This window comes from Sphingomonas sp. Tas61C01 (genome assembly GCF_052567495.1).
Map to the genome: position 1 here is coordinate 284,381 of NZ_CP199583.1, position 15,333 is coordinate 299,713.

Sequence of the window (15,333 nt, forward strand, 5' to 3'; positions counted from 1 at the left end):
CGGATCGATCGTGAGGGTGGGTCAGCTCGGCGGCAGATCCGCGACTTCGTTCGACACGTAGTTGGACGGGGTCGCCGGTGGCGGCATCGTCGGCGACGACATCTCGCCATTGTCGGGATCGTAGCGGAAGGTTTCGACCAGATCGTCGGTGGCGACCGTGAGCATGCCCTTCGCGATATCGTCCTTCACCGTCAGCCGACGGGCAGGGGCGCCCGCGCACTGGACGATCGCCCCGGCCTGAAACCCGCCATCGCCGACCGGACGGATCAGACAGGAACGACCCGCGGGCCGACCGATCTCGAGCCACCCTTCGGAAGTGATGCGGTGGAAATAGAGGCCCTTGCCGTCCGGGCCGACCGAGGTGAAGGTATCGCCTCGATTGAAGCGGCGCTCGGTGTCGGGGACACCGCTGACCCCGGCCAGATTGTGCGTCAGCAGGCCGTCGGGGCCGAGATAGAAATGGCCGATCTGCGTGCCGGCGTTGCGCGGCCAGCGCAGGTGCATGTGGATGTGCGGCGGCGTATCGACATGGTTGTGCGGCGCATTGGTGTCGAAGCCCATCACCTGGATGCGCCCGAGGTCGCGGCGCTCGGCCTCTTCGCCGAGCGCGAGTTCGCGGATGACCTCGCGCTGCGCGAACTCGAGCGCGTTGGCGGCGAGACGCTCGGTCTCCGGAAACCGGCCGGTCGCATAGGCGCCCGCCCGCCGCGCCGGATCTGCATGTTCGAAGCGCAGCACCATGCCCGGCTCGACGATGTGCGTCGCCACCTCCGCCGCGGTGATGACGTTCTGCGTGAGCGGCGGCAGATCGACGACGATGGCGTCCCGGTCCTGCCGGAACGCCAGGTCGCCGTTCTCCAGCAGCACCCGGCGGATCGCATCGCGCGGGCCGGTGAAGCGCAGCTCCAGCGTCCGGCGACGCGGCACCGCCAGCGCGATCACCGTCTCGCGCGGGTTGTCTGCATTGTAGAGCGGCGTGGTGACCGGCGTGCAGACCCGGCAGGAAGCGGGATCGAACCGCAGCGTCGCCGCCGCCGCCGAGCTCCGCTTCACGAACTTCAGCACCACCGTCACCTGCCCGGGTGCAGGCTCAGCCGCGGGGAGTGCGGCCGACCAGCAGAGCGCCGCGATCGCGGCGATCGACCCGCGCCTCACAGGTTCGGCTTCCACGACAGGCCGAGCCAGAAGGTGCGGCCGACGGGGAAGAAATAGTTGAGGTAATCGCGGCCGGTGCCCTGGCGGACGACGAACGCCTCCTTGGTCAGGTTCTGCACTTGGCCGACCAGGTCCAGCCCGTCGCGTAGTGTCAGCCGCGCCTGCACGTCCACCTGCTGGCGGGGTTCCTGGTAGAGGTCGCGCGTCCGCGTGTCGCCATCGGCGGACTGCAGCGCACGACCGATGCGGTTGTACGACCCCCGCAGCTCGACCGGCCCGGTGGTGTAGAAGAGCGTGAGGTTGGCGATATAGGCTGGCTGCTGGATCAGCCCGGTGGTGTCGCGCGCGGCGGGCGATCCGGCGGCGACGCCGGCGGGGCTCACCGGCTGACGGTAGGATCCGTCGAGCAGGGTGAAGTTCGCATTGAGGCCGAGGCCCGGCAGCGCCGTGATCCGATCCATCGAATAGCCGAACTCGAGCCCCTTCATCTTCGCCGCCGCGGCGTTGCGCGGGGTGCTGATGAAGACCTGGGGGTAGGTCACGCCCTGGAAGGTCGTGGCCGGCGCCTGTTGCGTGCTGGTGAAGATCTCGTTCTTGATGTCCTTCGCGAACGCCGCGACCGACAGCATCCCCGCGGGCATGTACCATTCGTAGGACAGGTCGTAATTCCACGCCTCGCGCGGTTTCAGGTCGGGGTTGCCGGTGTTGATCGACAGCGTCTGCCCGTCGGTGCCGATCCCGAACGACGTCCGCGCGGCGTATTGGCTGTAGTCGGGGCGGCCGATCGTCTTCGACACGCCCGCGCGCACCCGCATGCCGTCGCCGATCTGGTAGGTGGCGAGCGCCGAGGGCAGCCAATAGGCATAGTCGGTGGTGCGCTGCGTCGGCGCATAGGCGGTCGCCGCCGCGGTGGTCGGTTGGTTGGTATCGATCCTGAGATGCGTGCTGTCGTAGCGCAGCCCGGCCTGGACGTCGAAGCGATCGGCGCGGAACAGCGCCTGCGCATAGGCGGCCTTGGTGGTCTCCACGTCGCGGAAGTCGTCCGCGGCGTTGTTGGCGACCTGGTTGGTGGGAATGAAGGAATTGCGGTTGGCGTCGAACAGCTGCCACGCCGCGGGGCGATTGACGAGCAGATACGGCACCGCCGGGGTCAGATAGGGTGTCGGGCGCTGATCGTAGATGATCCCGCGCAGCGAACCGATCGCGGTCTGCCCCGCGGCGTTGCCCGGTACGTATTCCAGATAGCGCTGGTCGTAGGAGAGATCGGTCCGCGTCACCGCCGCACCGACATTGGCGCCGAACCCCCGATCCGAGGCGGCGGCGTTGACGCCGAGATTGACCTTCAGGAAATCGACCGTCGAATCGAGATCGCGGTGGATGCGGCGATAATAGAGGGCGCGGTAGCTGTCGGGGTTCCCCGCCGCCGCGGTGTCGTTGATCGTCAGCCGCGGCCGGCCGTCGACGAGATTATAGCCATAGCCATAGGCCGGGAGGAAGTTCGACGTCGCGGCGCCGGGGCGCGGCGAGGTGTCGTATTTGATCATTTCGCGCAGCTCGCGATATTGCGCCTTCGACCGCGCCAGCGTGGTGTCGAGCACCACGCCGCCGCCGAAATCGTGACGGCCCTTCAGGTCCGTCAGCCAGGTGTCGCGCGCGACCGGCTGGTAGGTGACCCCCTGCTGGATGTCGCCGAGCGCGAAGTTGCCGCTGGTGGCGGTGACGTTCCTGGGCGCGCCGGTCGGCGTGGTCAGCACCTCGTACCGGCTCTCGGTATCCTTGTCGCGGTAATAGCCGCCGAACAGCGACACCTCGGTCGCATCGTCGGGGCGCCATTCCAGCTTCAGGTTGCCGCTGAGCCGGGTGCGCATGTTCTCGAAGAAATAATCCTGGTTGCGCACCGGCACCAGGAACCCGGTGGAGCGGTTCGGGAACGGCGTCCGCGCGCCGGCTGTGGTGAAGTAGGACCAGCCGGCGCCGCCGGTGTCGCCGGGCAGTTCGGCGCGCGCGGTCGATGGCAGTCGCTGATATTCGACCGAGGCGACGACGCCGAATTCCTTGTTCGGCCCGAAGCGGGTCGCCGCGGTCGCATCCGCGCGGATCGCCGGACCGCCGCCGCGCACCAGCTTGCCCGCGGTGTCGTTGTAGCCGCCATTGGCGTTGACGACGAGGAAATGGTCGCTGCGCCCGTCGAATGCGCTCTTCGACACGATGTTGATCTGGCCACCAAGCGCGTGGGGATCATATTGCGCGGTGACGCTCTTGATCGCCTCGATCCGCGACACCAGCGACGCCGGCAGCGTGTCCAGCCGCGCGCCGCGGAAGATCCAGTCGGGCGAGGCGAGCGGGATGCCGTCGATCGTGACGAGATTGTAGCGCGGATCGAGCCCGCGGATCGTCGCGCGCTGATAGATGTCGCGGTTCTTGGTGGGATCGGCGCCGCCGACCACCGACACGCCGGTGATCCGGCGGCTGGCCTCGACAATGTTGAGATCGGGCAGCCGGCCGACATCGTCCTGCGACACCGCGTCGAGGATCACCGACGATTCACGCTTCGCCTTGGTCGCCGACCGTTGCGACGCGCGGTAGCCGGTGATGACGATGTCGGTGCTTGCCCCGGCATCCGCGGTGGCGGGCGTGGTCGTGATGGGATCGGTCGTCTGCGACTGCGCGAGCGCCGGAATCCCCGCCAGCATCGTTCCGGCGGACAGGGCGCAAGCCCATTGTTTGCGATAGCTCATTTCGAATCATCCCCTCTGGTACGTTTATCCTTTATATATCCTATTGTATGATATTAATGTAACGGCTCGCAAGCCCGAATTGGTTTCGGCCCGATCTGACGGTTTGCCGGGGAGGAAATTCGTTCGATGAAGGCCGGCGAGATATCCGCGCGATCGCGCAGCGTGCTGGCCGCGATCAGGCGGCACGGCAGCGTCTCACGGTCGGTATTGATCCACGAGCGGGGCCTGTCCGGCACCGCGATCTTCCGCGCGACCGAGGAGCTGGAGGCGGCGGGGCTGGTGCGCGCGGGCGACAGCGTCGCGGCCGGCCGCGGGCAGCCGAGCACGACGATCCATATCGAGCCCGACGCCGCCTTCGCGCTCGGCCTGTCGGTGATGACCGATCGCGCCGATGTCGTGCTGCTGGACCTGGCGGGCGCGATCCGCGCGCGGTGCGAGGTGACGATGCCGGGGATGCCGCGCGCCGCGCTGCTCGACGCCGCCGCCTCGTTCGGCGCCAATACGCTGTCGTCGATCGGCATCGCGCCGGGCAGGTTGAAGGGGTTGGGGATCGCGGTCGCCGGCTATTTCGTCGCCACCGACACCGTCAATCCGGGCGAGGAGCTCGAGGATTGGGCGCTGGTCGATCTCCACGCCGCCGCGTCGCGCCAGCTGTCGCTGCCGGTCGCGGTCGAGAACATCGCCAGCGCGGCGGTGTTGGGCGAGCGGCTGCTGGGCGTCGGTTCGCGGTACGCCAGTTGCTGCTATGTCAACGTCGCCGCGGGGTTCGGCGCGGGCGTGATCGTCGACGGTGCGCTGATGCGCGGACGGCACGGCAATGCCGGCGAGATCGCGCCGCTGTTCCCGCTGGTCGGGCGCATTCCGCCCAATCTCCAGACCCTGCGCGCCTGCCTGGCCGACCACGGCGTGGCGACCACCGGCATCGCCGACATGGTCGCGCGGTTCGATCCGGCGTGGCCCGGCGTCGAGGCATGGCTGGCGGCGCACCAGGCCAGCTTTTCCTACCTGTTCGGGGCGCTGCGCTACACGCTGGATTGCGAGGCGCTGATCCTGGGCGGGCGATTGCCGCGCGTGCTGGCGCGGCGGATCGTCGAGGCGGTCGACTGGCCCGAGGAGCGGCTGCCGGCCCGCCGCGGCCGGCGGGCGCCGGCGACGGTTTTGGACGTGGCCGCGCTGGAGCCCGATCTCGCCGGCCCGCTGGGCGCGGCGTCACTGGTCTTCCACCGAACCCTGTTCGACTGACCGCCGATCCAAAAAGCGCACGCGCCGCGGCCGCGCGCTCCGGCTAGATCGATTTGAAAGCGATCGACACTGTCGTGCATCGTCAGCGGGCGAATTGCGTCAGTATAGAGTGAATTACCGGATGCATTCGCGCGCACGGTATACGTTTACATTAGATGATCTGCCATTTAACGGGGGGCCGGGCGAGTAGGGAACTATTGCGTGAGAAGTGTAACACGCTCGTCATGTAAATAAATGCTTTGTTTGTGTAGCGCTGGTATCTCGCTTGCCCAGCTAGTCGGCTTACCATTTTCATCAATACCGATAACCATTTGCATGAGAGGATATATGATGCGTTTCCCCAGGACAGGCATAGGAATGCTGGTGGCTTTGTTGCTGCCCGTATGTGCGACGCCGGCTGCGGCCCAGTCGAACTACGAAACGATCGCTCATCGCGGGGTCTACCACGACGTCGATCCCAAAATGGGCGAGGCGGAAAATTCGCTCGATAGCGTGTCGCGTGCCTATATCCTGGGCATGAAGGGCGTGGAACTCGATCTCCGCCTGGATGCCGACGGCAGGGTCATCGTGACCCACGATATGGTCGCGAACCGAGCGATATGCCTCGATAATGCCGGCGGCGTGATGAACCCGATAGACGTTTCGCTAAATCTGCAGGCCAAGCCGAACCGGATCTGGTGGAATACCATACGAAAAGATACCTTGAATAATCGCCAGCTGAAGGTCTATCAAAGAAACAGTCAAATGACTGTCAAATGTAACGATACGAACGACGTGACCAGGCTGCAGACGTTGGATAGCATGCTGAGCAACATCAAGAAGAAATTTCCCAGGATCGTGGAAAGCGATCGTTTCATGATCGTCCTCGACGTTCAGGATCACAGGATCTTCAAGCTCGCGGCTGACTCCATCAAGCGCTACGGCATGCAAAACGACGTGTTTCTCAAGTTCTTCGCGAGCAAGGCGCTGGCCAGCGGCTACACCTATGCCGGCTACAGCACTTGCTATCAATACGCCAAGAATAACAACCTGTTGGGCCTGAAGATCATCCCGCAGATCAACGACGGCGAATTGAGCGCATTCGAGAACGACGATCGTGGCATATGGGCGTTCGGCAAGACGCTGCCGATCCCGACCTATCTATCGTGCTGGGCGGATGCCGAGAAGAACCATCGGGACGCGCCGCGGATGCCGATCGTGAGCGCAAGCGTGCCCGCGGACAATCCGAAGGCGACCGACGGCGCCTACAAGGCGGTACGTTGGACGAAGCTGTCCGGCCGCAAGTTTATGACGATCGTGCCGAACCCGGATGCGGGCCGTCGGATCGGCGGTCAGTGCCGGCTCTTCTCGTTCCAGTCGACGGACACCAGCGCCAATTCGTTCGACATCAACGCTCGCCACGCCAAGACCGCTTTCGCGAGCAACGCTAATACGAGGCCCGACTACATCGTCTTCGACGTGATGGGCAACAGGACCGCCAGCACCTGGTCGACCGAATATTATTATTTCACCGCCAATCTTTGCTGATCGCGACGCACTGAAGATGATCCGGCGTGGGGGGGCCTGCGCCGGATCTTCCGTGTGGATCGAACGAATGAAGGAGATCGTGATGAGGACAATATTTGCGGGCTCTGTCGTGGTTGCGGCCATCGTCGTGGCGACGATCGTGATCGCGGGGAGCGGATACGCAGGTGGGGCCGGCCGGCAGGATGCGACGGGCCAGGCGGGTAGCGACATCGTCTTCGTGTCCGCTCCCGGTGGGGCGCCGCGGGCCGGGACGAATGCGGCTGCGGATACCGCCGCCGCAACCGTGATCTCGGGTATCGGCACCGATCCGGCCGCGACGCAACCCGACATGGCGGTCGAGGCGGCGCTGGATCATGCCGGGATGGACGACCGGTCCAACAGTCGACGACGCGCGATGGAGCGGCAGGCGGAACTCAGGCGCGACGGCATGCCGCTGGATCCATGACCCGGTCGCCCGGCGCGCGCTTCGCTCGGCGCCAGGCCAACGCGCATGATAGGCCGCCGACGAGATTGATCGTCGCCAGCAGGGCGAGGGTCGATCGCTCGTCGGCGGCATAGCCGTCCAGGATGAAGGCGAGCGCGCCGTTGCCGGCGGCCATCGCGATCTTGGTCACGAAGGCGAACGCGGCGAAGGCCATGCCCGCCGACGCGCCGCTGCCCTTGCGGACGAGATGGCCGATCGCGCCGATCAGTTCGGCCCCGCTCGCGCCCAGCCCGATGCCGTAGCCGCACGCCGCGATCAGCTTCACCGGCAGGGGCAGTCCGGACATCAGCAGCACGCTCGCCGCGATCGCGGCCACCGCGACGGCGACGGGGAAGGAGAGACGACGGCACCTCCCCCATAGGAACGGCCCCGCGGTCAGGCCGCACGTCCAGGCGGTGAGCACCCAGGGTCCGCTGACCGTCGCCCCGTCCGCCTGCGGCGCGAACAGGAAGAGCCGCGACATCATGAACAACGCGCTGGCATGGAACAGCGTCGTCGCGAGCAGCCAGGTCAATCCGGCCGGCCAGCCTCGGTCGTCGGCGGGATCGCTGGGCAGGGTCGACACGGTGGGGCGCGCACCGACCGCCAGTTCGAGCAGGAGCACGGTGACGACGCCGAAGCTCGCCAGGGCGACGACCCAGCCGAGGTGGATCGCCGACCGCGCGGGATCCACCGCGTCGACGATGAGGAAGGCGGTGGCAGCGGTGACGAGCCGCGCGAACGCCCCCAGCGCGGTGTGGAGCGTGACGAAGAGCCGCCGCTCCCCCGCATCCTCAGGCAGGATCGACAGCAAGGTCGTTTGCGGCACCGTGTAGAAGGAGAAGGCGATCCGGAACGCGCTGCCCCAGAACAGCGCGCCGATCATGCCGATCTCGGGCAGGAACAGCGGCACCAGTGCGACGGCCGCGAAAATTGCGCCGATGCGCTGCATGACGAACACCGCACGCGCCCGGCTGCGCCACCGCCGCAGCAGCAGCCCGGCCGCGACATCGGCCAGCGCGCCGGCGGAGAGCAGCACCAGCAGGGTCGCGCCGGTCTCGGCGCTGCTCAACCCGGCGCGCGCATGGAGATGATAGCCGAGGAACATGTCCGCGAAGCACCGCGTCAGCCCCCGCGAGAACGCAGCCGCCGCGAATGCCGCGCGTACCGGCAGTGGGCCGTGGGATGCTCGGGCGGCGGTCACATGCGGCATCTCCGCAAATCCAAGTATCTCGTAACAGCCGTGCTGCTATCCCATCTCCATCCTATGCAACAGGCGAGATGGCTGCAACCGCCTCCGCGATGCTGTCGTAGATCAGGTCGAGATCGTCGTCGTCGATGCAATAGGGCGGCATGACGTAGACGGTGTTGCCGAGCGGGCGAAGCAGGACGTCGTGCTGGCGGAACACTGCGGTCAGTCGCGGCGCGAGGTCGGACAGATACCCCTCGCCGTCGTCGATCTCGACCGCGGTGATCGTGCCGATCCGCCGGGCATTGGCGACGGTCGGCAGAGTCTCGAGCGCCGCCAGCCGGTCCGCCTGGCGGCGTGCGAGATCGGTGATGCGGTCCAGCACCGGCTCCTCCCGCCAGATCGCGAGATTGGCGTTCGCGGCAGCGCAGGCGACGGGATTGGCGGTGTAGCTCGACGAGTGGAAGAACATCCGCGCGCGATCGGTGCCGTAATGTGCGGCGTAGATCGGCTCGGTCGCCATCGTGACGGCCAGCGGCACCGCGCCGCCGGTCAGCCCCTTGGACAGGCACAGGATGTCGGGCACGATCCCTGCCTGTTCGCAAGCGAGCAGCGTGCCGGTGCGACCCCATGCCGTCATCACCTCGTCGGCGATGAACAGCACGTCGTGGTGGGCGCAGATCCGGCGCATCTCGGCGAGCGTTGCCGGCGAATAGATCAGCATCCCGCCCGCGCCCAGCAGCAGCGGCTCGACGATGAACGCGGCGGCTCCACCCCGGCAGGCTCTGTCCAGCGCGTCGAGCGTCGCCTGTTCGCGTCCCGCAACGGGGAAGGGGATGCTCTCGACTTCGAACAGCAGCGGCGAATAGGCGCGGTTGAAGACCCCGCGCGCACCGACCGACATCGCGCCGATCGTATCGCCATGATAGCCGTGTTCGAGCACCAGGATGCGATGCCGCCGCTCGCCGCGATCGAGCCAATAACCTAGCGCCATCTTCAGCGCGACCTCGACGCTGGTCGAACCGGAATCCGAGAAGAACACCCGGGTTAGGGCGGGCGGCATGATCGCGCGCAGCCCCGCGGCGAGCGTCTCGGCGGGTTCGTGGGTCCAGCCCGCGAAGATGATCTGGTCGAGCTTGCGGGCCTGATCGGCGACTGCCGCGGCGATCCGTGGATGCGCGTGGCCGTGCGTCGTCACCCACCAGGACGAGATCGCATCGACGATCCGGCGACCGTCGGCGGTGAACAGCGCGGCTCCCTCGGCGCGATCGACCAGCGGGATCGGCTCACCGAGGCCATGCTGGGTGAAGGGATGCCAGATCGCGGATCCGCTCACCGGAAATCGTCCAGCCGGAAATTCGCGGCGAAGGCGGCGGTAAGGTCACGCGCCGTCAGCGGGGCGAGGCGGGGGAGGCGGCCGAGGCGCCTGACCTGGCCGATGTCGGCGACGATCGCCTCGCTGTCCTCGTTTGCCGTGCCGATGAAGGCGATGCCGAGCAGCGGCACGCCGCGCGCGCGGAGCGCCTCGATCGACAACAGGCTGTGGTTGATCGTGCCGAGCCCGGTGCGCGCGACGATCACCACCGGTTGGCCCCAGCGCGCGAACAGATCGGCATAGAGCAGCGTCCGGGTGACGGGCACCAGCACGCCGCCGGCACCCTCGACGACCAGCGGTCCGCTCGTCGTCGGGGGAACGAGGCGATCGGGATCGATCTCGACGCCGTCGATCTCGGCGGCGCGGTGCGGCGAGCACGGGGTGGTCAGGCGATACGCTTCGGGCAGGATGCGGTCGCGCTGCACGCCGAGCGCGGCGACCGTCGATGCGTCGCCGCCTTCGTCGAGCCCGGCCTGTACCGGCTTCCAATAGGTGGCGCCGAGGGCGGTTGTCAGCGCGGCGGCGAAGACGGTCTTGCCGACGTCGGTGTCGGTTCCGGTCACGACGATCGTGGTCACAGATGCTCCCGAAGGACGGTCGCGAGCGCGGTCACCGCCGCCGCGTCGATGTTGAGCGTGAACGACAGGCGCAATCGCGAGGTGCCGGGCGGGACGGTGGGGGGCCGAACCCCGCGCACGTCGAACCCCGCGGCCTGCAACGCCGCGGCGATCGCCATCGTCCGACGCTCGTCGCCGATGACGACGGGCTGGATCGGCGATCCCGAGACCGGAAGGCCGATGCCGCGCAGCGTGTGCCCGGCGGTGTCGAGCAGCGCATGCAGGCGGTCGCGGCGCTCGGGTTCCTCGCGCAGGCTGCGCAATGCGTCGCGTACGGCGGCGGCGATCAGCGGCGACGGTGCGGTGGAAAAGATGAAGCCGCGCCCGCGGTTGACGATGAAGTCGCACACCGTCCTGGGCGCGAGGATCAGCGCACCTTCGCACCCCAGCGCCTTGCCGCAGGTCCGCAGCACGACGACGTTGGCGCGCCCGTCGAGATCCGCGGCCAGCCCGCGTCCGTCCGGGCCGAACACCCCGGTGGCATGGGCCTCGTCGATCAGCATCATCGCGCCTTCGCGGTCGGCGAGCGCCTTCAGATCGGCGAGCGGCGCCTGATCGCCGTCCATGCTGTACAGTGTCTCGACCGCGAGCCACGGCGTGCCGGTGCCACCCTGGCGGCGCCAGGCGGCGATCGCGTCGGCCGCGGCATCGACATCGTTGTGCGCGAACGCCTGCGACTCGGCCCGCCCGAGCCGGATCCCCTCATGCGCGCTGGCATGGATCAGCGCGTCGTGGAGGACGAGGTCGCCCCGCTGGGGCAGCGTCGAGAAGAGCAGCGCATTGGCGCCGTAGCCCGCCCCCATGAACAGTGCCGACTCCGCGCCGAAGAAGCGCGCCGCCTCCTCCTCGAGCAGCGCATGTTCTTCGCAATTGCCGCGCAGCAGGCGCGACCCGCCCGAGCCGATCGGGACCCCGCGCGCGATCGCCGCCAGAACCGCATCGCGCAGGCGGTTCGACCCGGCGAGCCCGAGATAATCGTTGGACGAGAAATCCAGGCCGGCGCGGGGCAGCAGCGTCCGGCGCCGTCCGTGCGCGGAAAGCTGCGCCAATCCGGTCTCAAGAGTGTCGAGTGCGGCCACGCGGTCTCGCTAGCGGCGCCTCGGGCATTTGCCGAGGGGCAAAGCGATTGGGGCAAGAGGAGGATAGCTATGGGAGGAGTGCTGCGTTCCTCAACCGGTCTGCTTGGCACGCTTCGACGGCTTGATTTTTGGGGCGGGCAGCTCGGCGGCGGTGATGCGGGCGAGCTCGCTCATCCACTCGCGATCGTCCCAGCGATCGGGCTCGATCAGCAGACATGGCTTTGCACCGGGATAGGGTGAGGCTTCATCGACGCCCGCGGCCCAGAGACGACCGCCTTCGGTAGGTTTCACGAACAGCTGTTCGTCGGCGATGATCGCGATCATCTTGCCGTCGCAATATAGACCGAACTCGCCGAACATCGGCTTGGCCGCGACGAGGCCGGCATCTCCGATCTGATCGACGATATAGTCGACGGTTGTTCGCGCGGTCGCCATCGCAGGATCGTGGCAGATAAGCGAACGATCGGCGAGCGGTATATAGGGTCCGGCTCGGGCCGTTATCATGCGGTCTAATGGATGACCTCGGTTCCAGCATGCGTTAGGCTCGCTTGATGTCCGAAGAACGCCAGCAACAGGATCGAGCAACCCCGTCGGCCGGGAGCGCGTTCGAACGAGACGATCCCGATTCCCACGCGGATAGCGATGCGCTGCGCCAATCGCACGTGCTGGAGGCGAGCGAACGGCTGGTGACCGCCGACTCGCTCGACTCGGTCGTGAAGGTGTTGCGCGATACCGCACGGGCCGCGATCGGCGCGGAGGGCGTCGCCGTGATCCTGCGCGACGGCGATCGCTGCTCCTATGTGGCGGAGGACGCGGTGGCGCCGCTCTGGCAGGGTCAGAGCTTCCCGGCCGACGACTGTGTCTCGGGCTGGGCGATGCGCGAGCGCCAGACGCTGGCGATCAGCGACGTCCGGCTCGATCCGCGCGTTCCCCAGCATGCCTATGCGCAGACCTTCGTGCGCAGCCTGGTGATGGCGCCGATCGGCCGGCCGACTCCGATCGCGGCGATCGGCGCCTATTGGTCGACGGTGGCGGAGCATGACGGCGCCACGATCGAACGGCTCGAAAGCCTGGCGCGGCTTGCGACGATCGCGATCGAGAACGCCCGCCTCGCCGAGGCGCGGGACCAGGCGGCCGCGCTGGGCAAGGCGCAGAATCGGATCCTCGAACTCGCGGTGGAGGAGGCGCCGCTGCGGTCGACGCTGGAGGCGATCGTCCGCGAGGTCGAGGGTCTGTCCGCGACCGGCCTGCTGGGGTCGATCCTGCTGCTGGACGAGGACGGCACGCATCTCCGCCATGGCGCGGGGCCGAGCCTGCCTTCAGCCTATAACGACGCCATCGACGGTGTCGCGGTCGGCGCCGCGGTCGGTTCCTGCGGAAGCGCGGTGTTCCGCAAGGAGCCGGTGTTCGTCGCCGACATCGCGACCGATCCGCTTTGGACCGACTTTCGCGATCTGGCGCTCGAGCACGGACTGGGCGCCTGCTGGTCGATCCCGATCGCCTCACCGCAGGGACAAACCCTCGGCACCTTCGCGATGTATTATCGCGAGCCCCGCCAGCCCAACGCGTCGGATCTCGAGATCGTCGATTTCGTGGTTCGCACCGCGGGCCTGGTGATCGCGCGAGCGCGCACCGAGGACAGCCTTCGTGGCAGCGAGGCGCGGCTACGATTCTTCGGGGAAATGGAGGATCGCCTGTTCGGCGCGGCGGACGCGACCGAGGCGATGCAGTTCGCGGCCGAGATGCTGGGTCGGCGGCTCGGTGCCTCGCGCTGCGCTTATGCCGATGTCGATGCGGACAGCGACAGCTTCTGGATCCGCAGCGATTACAACGCGCCCGGGGTCGAAAGCTCGGCCGGCAGCTACAGCCTGGATCTGTTCGGGGCGCGGGCCGCGCACGACATGCGGCAGGGTAGGACGCTCGTTGTCCGCGACGTCGCCGGCGAAATCGCGCCGGACGACGGCCGCGCAATGTTCCAGTCGATCGGGATCGACGCGATCGTCTGCTGCCCGCTGGTGAAGGATGGGCGGCTCGCGGCGATGATGGCGGTCCATCAGGACCGCGCCCGCGACTGGACGCTGGACGAGATCTCGCTGATCCGGGAGGTCGTCGAGCGATGCTGGGCGCATGTCCAGCGCGTCGGTGCGGAGACCCGTCTGCGCGAGAGCGAGGAGCGGCTGCGGCTCGCGGTCGAGAATGCGGAGGTCGGCTTCTGGGACGTCGATATCGTCGACGATCGCCTGATCTGGCCAGCGCGGACGAAGGCGATGTTCGGCATTTCAGCGGACGTGCCGGTCACGATGCAGGATTTCTATGACGGGCTGCATCCCGACGACCGCGAGACGACGACCGCAGCTTATTTGGCCGCGTCCGATCCGGATCGGCGCGCGCTCTACGATGTGGATTATCGGACGATCGGCAAGGAGGACGGCGTCGAGCGGTGGGTTGCGGCGAAGGGGCGGGGCGTGTTCGACGCGTCCGGCCGCTGCCTGCGCGTTGCCGGCACCGTGCTCGACATCACCGCCCGCAAGCTGGCCGAGGAGGCCTTGCGCGATCTCAACGCGACGCTGGAGGCGCGGGTGACCGAGGCGGTCGCCGACCGCGAGGTCGCGCATGAAGCGCTCCGCCAAAGCCAGAAAATGGAGGCGATGGGGCAGTTGACGGGCGGCGTGGCGCACGACTTCAACAACCTGCTGACGCCGATTGTCGGATCGCTGGACATGCTGCTCCACAAGCGTGTCGGCAACGAGCGCGAGCAGCGGCTGATCGCCGGCGCGATGCAATCCGCCGAGCGCGCGAGGACGCTGGTCCAGCGCCTGCTCGCCTTCGCGCGGCGCCAGCCGCTCCAGTCGATGCCGGTCGACGTCGCCCGGCTGGTGTCGGGCATGGGCGATCTGGTCGAGAGCACGACCGGGCCGCAGATCAAGGTCGTGGTCGAGGTCGCCGACGATCTGCCGCCCGCCAAGGCCGATCCGAACCAGCTCGAGATGGCGCTCCTGAACCTGTCGGTGAACGCGCGCGACGCGATGCCCGACGGCGGCACGCTGCGGATCTCCGCGACCGCCGACTCGGTTGCTTCGAACCATCGCTCCAGGCTGGTGCCGGGCGACTATGTCCGCCTGTCGGTGGCCGATACGGGATCGGGCATGGACGAGACCACGCTGGCGAGGGCGGTCGAGCCGTTCTTCTCGACCAAGGGTATCGGCAAGGGGACCGGGCTCGGACTGTCGATGGTCCACGGCCTGGCCTCGCAGCTCGGCGGTGCGCTCACCATCCAGAGCCGGCAGGGCCTCGGCACCAATGTCGAGCTGTGGCTGCCGGTCAGCTTCATCGTCGCCGAGGAGCCGTCGACCACGACGCGCGACACCGCCGACGCCGAGCATCGCGGCACCGCCCTGCTCGTCGACGACGAGGAGCTGGTGCGGATAAGCACCGCAAGCATGCTGTCCGATCTCGGCTATGCCGTGATCGAGACCGCGTCCGCGGAAGAAGCCGTGAGGATCCTCGGCAGCGGCCAGGCGATTGACGTCGTCGTCACCGATCATCTGATGCCGGGAATGACCGGTGCCGAGCTCGCGGGGCACGTCCAGTCGGCCTATCCGGCATTACCGGTGCTGCTGGTGTCGGGCTATGCGGAGCTGGAGGGAGTCGATGCAGATCGGCCCCGGCTGACCAAACCGTTCCGCCAGGACGAACTCTCGGCGATGCTGAAGGCGCTTGGCGACTGAGCGAATCGCATTGAATCTTGGTGAAGCCGGGCAACAGCGTCGCGCATCCTTATGATAATTCATCATTCCCATGCTTCTTTCCATATACGACCATAAAGTTGTCGACGGATATCGAGAGATCGCCGACATATCGGTCGCGAACGGAGAGGGTTTTCCGACGGGATCAGGGGCGCGGCCGAGCGTAGAGTCGCCGGGCGCCGTGCGCGATAGGCGCCACCCC

At 67.5% G+C, this 15,333-nt stretch carries 11 protein-coding genes; 4 read left to right on the forward strand and 7 right to left on the reverse strand.

Annotation, left to right across the window (positions count from 1 at the left end; translation table 11 throughout):
- Positions 1-21 precede the first annotated feature (21 nt).
- Together ACT009_RS01305 and ACT009_RS01310 are read right to left on the reverse strand one after the other, a co-directional pair.
- Positions 22-1,155 (reverse strand): hypothetical protein, encoded by a 1,134-nt coding sequence (locus tag ACT009_RS01305; RefSeq protein ID WP_445192602.1) that lies wholly within the window; start codon positions 1,153-1,155, stop codon positions 22-24.
- A complete protein-coding gene (locus tag ACT009_RS01310; RefSeq protein ID WP_445192603.1) occupies positions 1,152-3,893 on the reverse strand; it encodes a TonB-dependent receptor in 2,742 nt (913 codons plus the stop codon). The genes ACT009_RS01305 and ACT009_RS01310 overlap by 4 nt, the downstream gene beginning before the upstream one ends.
- Before the next feature lie 126 nt (positions 3,894-4,019).
- On the opposite strand from ACT009_RS01310, the gene ACT009_RS01315 reads away from it, so the two are divergent.
- From ACT009_RS01315 to ACT009_RS01325, 3 genes are all read left to right on the forward strand, one after another.
- The gene (locus ACT009_RS01315) at positions 4,020-5,135 is read left to right on the forward strand and encodes an ROK family transcriptional regulator (protein WP_445192604.1); all 1,116 of its coding nucleotides are present in this window, start codon (positions 4,020-4,022) and stop codon (positions 5,133-5,135) included.
- 327 nt (positions 5,136-5,462) lie between these two features.
- Positions 5,463-6,662 carry a glycerophosphodiester phosphodiesterase family protein gene (locus ACT009_RS01320; RefSeq protein WP_445192605.1) on the forward strand — a complete coding sequence of 400 codons (1,200 nt, stop codon included), beginning with the start codon at positions 5,463-5,465 and terminating at the stop codon, positions 6,660-6,662.
- A gap of 82 nt (positions 6,663-6,744) precedes the next feature.
- The gene (locus ACT009_RS01325) at positions 6,745-7,107 is read left to right on the forward strand and encodes a hypothetical protein (protein ID WP_445192606.1); all 363 of its coding nucleotides are present in this window, start codon (positions 6,745-6,747) and stop codon (positions 7,105-7,107) included.
- Here the strand turns inward: ACT009_RS01325 and ACT009_RS01330 are convergent.
- The 5 genes from ACT009_RS01330 to ACT009_RS01350 form a co-directional block, all read right to left on the reverse strand.
- Complete coding sequence (locus tag ACT009_RS01330; RefSeq protein ID WP_445192607.1) at positions 7,076-8,329, reverse strand: hypothetical protein; 1,254 nt, start codon at positions 8,327-8,329, stop codon at positions 7,076-7,078. The two genes, ACT009_RS01325 and ACT009_RS01330, sit on opposite strands and share 32 nt — an antisense overlap.
- A 61-nt stretch (positions 8,330-8,390) precedes the next feature.
- Positions 8,391-9,650: an adenosylmethionine--8-amino-7-oxononanoate transaminase gene (locus tag ACT009_RS01335; protein ID WP_445192608.1), complete on the reverse strand. Its 1,260-nt coding sequence runs from the start codon at positions 9,648-9,650 to the stop codon at positions 8,391-8,393.
- The gene (bioD, locus tag ACT009_RS01340) at positions 9,647-10,267 is read right to left on the reverse strand and encodes a dethiobiotin synthase (RefSeq protein ID WP_445192609.1); all 621 of its coding nucleotides are present in this window, start codon (positions 10,265-10,267) and stop codon (positions 9,647-9,649) included. The genes ACT009_RS01335 and bioD overlap by 4 nt, the downstream gene beginning before the upstream one ends.
- A complete protein-coding gene (locus tag ACT009_RS01345) occupies positions 10,264-11,385 on the reverse strand; it encodes an 8-amino-7-oxononanoate synthase (RefSeq protein WP_445192610.1) in 1,122 nt (373 codons plus the stop codon). The genes bioD and ACT009_RS01345 overlap by 4 nt, the downstream gene beginning before the upstream one ends.
- Before the next feature lie 90 nt (positions 11,386-11,475).
- Positions 11,476-11,820 (reverse strand): TfoX/Sxy family protein, encoded by a 345-nt coding sequence (locus tag ACT009_RS01350; RefSeq protein WP_445192611.1) that lies wholly within the window; start codon positions 11,818-11,820, stop codon positions 11,476-11,478.
- A gap of 116 nt (positions 11,821-11,936) precedes the next feature.
- Here ACT009_RS01350 and ACT009_RS01355 point away from each other — a divergent pair, with 116 nt between their 5' ends.
- Complete coding sequence (locus ACT009_RS01355; RefSeq protein WP_445192612.1) at positions 11,937-15,113, forward strand: GAF domain-containing protein; 3,177 nt, start codon at positions 11,937-11,939, stop codon at positions 15,111-15,113.
- Positions 15,114-15,333: the final 220 nt, after the last annotated feature.